General features: G+C 44.3%; 4 protein-coding genes. All 4 read right to left on the bottom strand.

Annotated features, from left to right (window positions below; all coding sequences use genetic code 11):
* The coding region (locus IEV85_RS24530; RefSeq protein WP_188467914.1) for a transcriptional repressor at positions 1-314 on the bottom strand (314 nt) is incomplete at its 3' end.
* 10 nt (positions 315-324) lie between these two features.
* Entirely contained in the window at positions 325-654 is a 330-nt protein-coding gene (locus IEV85_RS24535; protein WP_188467915.1) for a P-II family nitrogen regulator, read from the bottom strand.
* A gap of 123 nt (positions 655-777) precedes the next feature.
* Positions 778-2,010 carry an efflux RND transporter periplasmic adaptor subunit gene (locus IEV85_RS24540; RefSeq protein ID WP_184497481.1) on the bottom strand — a complete coding sequence of 411 codons (1,233 nt, stop codon included), beginning with the start codon at positions 2,008-2,010 and terminating at the stop codon, positions 778-780.
* A gap of 48 nt (positions 2,011-2,058) precedes the next feature.
* Positions 2,059-5,846: CusA/CzcA family heavy metal efflux RND transporter (locus IEV85_RS24545; RefSeq protein WP_188467916.1), on the bottom strand; the 3,788-nt coding region annotated here is incomplete at its 5' end.

Consider the following 5,846-nt stretch of genomic DNA (forward strand, 5'->3'; position numbering starts at 1 on the left):
CATTTGGTTTCGCCACATTTTCTGCAATGAAAGTGCAGGTGCAGATCCCTTTCTACTTCACATTTACAACCTGCTTCGCACAAGGCATACTTAGGCACTCCGGTACCATCATCAATGCTGTGTACCAATCCGTTATCCTCAAACGCTTTTAGCGTCCTGTAGATGGTAGTTCTGTCTGATTTCACAAAATTCTTGTATAGATCAGTAAGACTTACTGCTATCTCACGATCCAGCAGGTATTCCAGCACCAACAAGCGCATGGCTGTGGGTTTTATCTTGTGCTGTAATAGATTTTCTTCTAAATCTTTTATCATCAGCTTGTGGTTATTGTTTTAGAGAATCTCCGGTCTTCATTCTATACGCATCATCTATTTCAGAAACGTAAATGATCCCATCGCCCGGCTTTGGTGTTTTGGCCTTGCCGCATATTAATTGTACTGCTTTTTCCACTTCTTCATTCTGACAAACCAACTCCAGCTTTACTATCGGGCTATCGGTAAAATGAAAATCCAGAGAAGGAGATGCATCGGGATTTTTATGAGCTCCTGTACCTTCTCCTTTGGATAGTGTGACACTTTCAAAGCCTGCATCGCGCAGGGATTCTACCACTACCTGCACTCTTTTCGGTTTTATAAATGCTTTTATTTCTTTCATCTTTTTAGTCGTTTTAATTTTTAATTCTTTAATAAAATTGAAAATGGGCAAACGGTAGTTGGTAATTATCCTATGAGCACATGCCCAATTGCCTAGTGCCAACTACTTATTGCCAAATAGAATTTAATCATCGTCACCAGTCTCCCCTTTTTTCATTTCAGAAATTAGGTAATAAGCGTTGTTCCAGGCTACTTTTGTGCCCTCAGGAAGTGGCTCTAACAATTTAATTTCTACCCATCCGTCTTCTGTGATACCTGTTCGTACTTCTATGGCTTTAAACGCCCATTCGGTTTTGCCATCTTCTTCATGCGCTTCCGCCATAAAAATATAAGGCTTGCCTTCTTCTTCTATGATGGCACTTTCCGGCAAGGCTTTTACCTGATTATCACCCGTTCTTATTTTACCATTGATATACATCCCCGGGATTAAAAAATCTTCTTTTTGATCTATCTCTGCGTGTACATGCACCGCTTTCGGGTTTTGTTCAAATTGTTTGCCTACCGAATAGATTTTGGCAGTCAGCGTATTTCCCGGAACAGACTCCACAGTAAAGGACACTTTTTGTCCTACCTTTACTTTATAAATATCCTTTTCAAACACCATCAGGTCGGCATGAATGTGGTCGGTATTGACAATCATAAACATCTTGGTCTGAGGGTCTACATATTGACCAATCTGAACCTTGACTTTTTGTATGAATCCATGGATGGGACTGACTACAGGTACGTACCCATAGATTTCCCCACTCCGTATCTTCTCCACATTCAGGCTTAGCTGCTTCAATTGGGCTTCATAGCCTTTTACCTCACCTTTCATGGCCTGGTAGTCCGCCTGAATTTGCTGATAAGTTTTTCCGGAACCTACCTCTTCTTCATAGAGCCTTTTCTGCCGCTGGTTTTCTTTTTCCAGAAACTGTAATTGGCTATAAGCCCTTACATAGTCAGTCTGTAACCTGGTCAGGTTGGGATGAGAAATATAGGCCAATACCTGCCCTCTGCTAACCTGGTCTCCCTCTATCACTTTGATGGAGGTTACGTTGGCTCCCAGAATAGCTGTAACGGTTGCTTCATGCTGAGGTGGCACTTCTAACTGGCCATTTGCTTCTACCACGCCCGATAGTGAGCGAATGGGTAGTGTGTCAATTTTGATGCCCAGGCTTTCAAACTTGAGATCCGAAAGGTGAAGCTCAGCCATCCCTTCTTCATTAGTTCCTTCTTCACCCTCGTGCCCAGCCTCGCCCTCACTGTGTTCTTCGTGAGAGGCATCACCTGAGTTATCAGCCGAGTTGTTATCGCAGCCCGTAAATACCGATACCATCAGTACCAATGCCAGTATATATATGATTTGCTTTTTCATTGTGTTTATATTTTTAATCTGATTATCCATTCAGGTTTTATTAAATGCTTAATTTGATGTTTTTAAATAGTATTCCAGTTGGTAGCGGCTATTCAGGTAGTTGCCGAAGGCATTCCATGAGTCCACCTCTATGCGAATGGCATCCCTGATGTTTTGCAGAAAAGTCACATAGTCAATGGCCCCTTCCCGATAAGCCAAAATAGCTCCGGCTCGTTGTTCCTGCGCCAGGGGTAGTGCTTCATCCCTGTAGTAGTTCCATGAATAAAGCCATTTCAGATACTGCTCTTTCATTTCCTGATAAGCTGCATTCAACTCCAACTGGTTTTGTCGCAGGTTTTGTCCTGCAATATCCCGCTGTATTTTGGCCGATTGTGTTCTGCCAAGCTCAGGCCCAAAAAACAAAGGGATCCGAATACCAATTTGGTACTGATAAAATCCTGATTGCCCATCAACTTGTTGTCGTCCATATTGGCCTTGCAACTGTGGAAAAAACTGCGAACGCCTTTCTTTTATGGTCGCATCCGCTACATCTACCTGTTGTTTTGAAACATTCAAAATAGGATGGTTCATTAGGGAATCGGCTACATAATTCAGCGGTTCATCCAAGTGAGTGGCCGGGATATCCGGCACGGTAAAGAGGGTATCATTGGCAAACCAAAGGTTGAGCCGCTGCAAGGCGCTGAGATAATCTCTGTACGCCTGCTCCTTCTGTATCTGTACCTGATTGGCCTGGTTGGAAGTAGCCAAATATTCCAGCTTGGAAGTGGCTTCTGTTTCTAAGCGGATTCGTGCGGCTCTTTCAATATCGGTAAAAACCGAATCCAACTGCTCATACACCTGGTAATTATTCTTTGAAGCATATACCTGCGCCCAGGCCTGACTTACTTCCCTTTCCAGTTCTATTACAGACAAATCCAGAGCGGCTTCTGCCAATGCCACCCGTTCCTTTTGCAATTTCAAACGTGGTGCTATACCGAACACATCAATCTGCTGCTGCTGGATGCCAAATTGTGTGTAGACACCATCCGATCCATTGCCCACTTCCTCTTTACCAGTAAATATTTGGGTATTCCCTAAGTCCCAAGCTGTTTTCTTGAGAGCCTGCTGGCTTTCAATTTCCAGACGTGCCGATTGAATTTTAGGATAACTTTCTACAGCCCGCTTTCTGGCCTGTTCTAATGTGATCGTAGGTAGGCTGTCTTTCTCCTGTCCCTGCTGCTGTGCATTTGCCACAGCCGGTAAACCAACCAGTCCACCACAAACGATCAGGGCAATGATCACATTAGCATTCGGTGCTTTCAGGCTTTTTCTTCTGTCACTTCTTCCTTCTACAAGAGTGTATAGCACTGGGAGCACTACCAGCGTAAGCAAGGTGGCAGTAAGCATACCACCAATTACCACAGTAGCCAAAGGCCGCTGCACTTCTGCTCCTGCAGACGCTGAAAATGCCATAGGAAGAAATCCGAGAATATCCGTGGTTGCGGTAAGCATAATAGGCCTGATCCGTTCTTTAGTTCCTGTAAAAATGCGGTCTCTGATGCTGGTGACTCCTTCCTCTTTTAGGGAATTAAATCGGTTGATCAATACCAAACCGTTCAGGACAGCTACACCAAAAAGCACAATAAAACCAACTCCCGCTGAAATACTAAATGGCATATCTCTAACCCATAGTGCAAAGACTCCCCCAATAGCTGCCAGTGGAATAGCTATATAGATCATAATGGATTGAGAAAATGATTTCAGGGCGAAGTAGAGCAGAACAAAGATGAGAAAGAGAGCAATGGGTACAACAATTGCTAATCTGCTTTTAGCCCTTTCCAGATTTTCAAACTCCCCACCGTAGGAAATATAATAACCCGGAGGCAAGTCTAGTTGTGCATCCAGTTTTTCCTGAATATCATTTACCACTGACTCTACATCTCTTCCCCGTGTATTCACTCCTACATAGGTTCTTCTATAGGTATTGTCCCGCGAGATCTGCATGGGGCCCGGCACATAGCTAATGTCGGCCACTTCTTTTATCGGAACTTGGGTACCATCGGGTAGATCAATGTAGAGTGTGCGCAGGTCATCAATACTTTTCCGGTGCGCCTCATCAAAGCGGATGACCAGATCAAATCTTTTTTCACCTTCAAAAATCACCCCGGCCACACCACCTGCAAAGGCTGAACTCACATACTCATTGATCTTTTGAATGTCCAATCCATATTGGGCAATTTTATCCCGATTGTAACGAACGGTCATTTGGGGAAGTCCTGATGTACGTTCTGGGTTTACATCACCGGCTCCTGGCACGGTAGAAATTATATCCGCCATTTCCTGCACTTTTGCGGAAAGCACTTCCAGGTCTTCGCCATAGAGTTTTACGGCAATGTCCTCCCGTACCCCTTCCAGCAACTCATTAAAACGCAGCTCTACCGGCTGGGTAAATACCAGGTTAACCCCGGTCAGATTGGTTTCCAGCTTTTCCTTGATTTGCTCAATTAGCTCGTCCTTGGTTTCAGCTGAAACCCATTTATCTTTATCTTTTTCCAATATGAGGTACATATCGGCTATATCCATCGGCATGGGGTCCGTAGGGATATCGGCCACCCCAATCCGGGCAGTTACCGTTTTTATTTCGGGAAAACTTTCCAGCAACAGGTTCTCAATCTTGATTGATACCTCTTTAGACTCACTTAGGGAACTTCCGGGCCTGATGAGTGCCTGCATCGCGATATCTCCTTCATCAAGCTGTGGCACAAACTCCCCTCCCATACGGGAAAAAATAAACCCGGCTACTCCCAGCAGCACAATAGCTACGATGATCACAATTGCTTTAAAACGCAGCGCACCTTTTAGCAAAGGCAAATAAACCCATTGAATGCCATCTATTATTTTATCACTAACCTTTTCCAGCCAGCGTTCAAATCGTCCAAACCAGTTCTTTTTGTTTTGAACAGGTTTCATAAACAAGGCCGACATCATCGGTACATACGTCAGACAAAGGAAAATGGCACCAATCATGGCAAAGCCAAATGTATAGGCCATCGGCTGAAACATCTTACCTTCCACCCCGGTAAGGAATAAGATGGGGGTAAATACAATGAGGATGATAATCTGTCCGAAAAAGGCCGAACTCATCATTGTACTGCCCGCATCATAAGCAACCTCATCCATTACGCCCTGGTTGAATTTGATTTTCCCTGACCGGATGCGCTTTTGGATTTCATACACTGTGCCCTCTATAATGATGACCGCCCCGTCAATGATGATCCCAAAATCAATGGCCCCAAGGCTCATCAGGTTGGCCCACACATTGAACTGCTTCATTAAAATGAAGGCAAACAGTAGGGAAAGCGGAATGGTAGTCGCAGTGATAATACCGCCACGAAGGCTACCCAACAGAATCACCAGGGCGAAAATGACAATCAGCGCCCCTTCTATAAGATTGGTTTTTACAGTATCGGTAGTCCTGGAAATTAAATCACTACGATCAATTATCGTATTGATCGCTAATCCCTCCGGAAGAGATTTTTCTATCTCTTCCATACGCTCTTTTACATTCTGAATGACTGCATTGGGATTGGAGCCTTTTAGCATCATAATAATGCCGCCAACAGCTTCTTTTCCATCCTGTGTGAAAGCCCCATATCGCACCTGGCTGCCGAAGTGTACTTTAGAGGCTACATCACCTACCGTAACCGGGATCCCATTTTCTGTTTTTATGACGATTTTTCGGATATCATCCAGAGAGCGCACCAAGCCTTCTCCACGGATGAAATTAGACATCCTGTTCTTCTCAATGTAAGCCCCACCGGTATTAACATTGTTTCTGGCCAGAGCCTCATATACTT

This window comes from Marivirga lumbricoides, assembly GCF_014636295.1.
Taxonomy (GTDB): domain Bacteria; phylum Bacteroidota; class Bacteroidia; order Cytophagales; family Cyclobacteriaceae; genus Marivirga; species Marivirga lumbricoides.

Bases quoted from the DNA above. Each gene is read 5' to 3' on its own strand.
- IEV85_RS24535 (WP_188467915.1), bottom strand. From the start codon at position 654: ATGAAAGAAATAAAAGCATTTATAAAACCGAAAAGAGTGCAGGTAGTG.
- IEV85_RS24540 (WP_184497481.1), bottom strand. From the start codon at position 2,010: ATGAAAAAGCAAATCATATATATACTGGCATTGGTACTGATGGTATCG.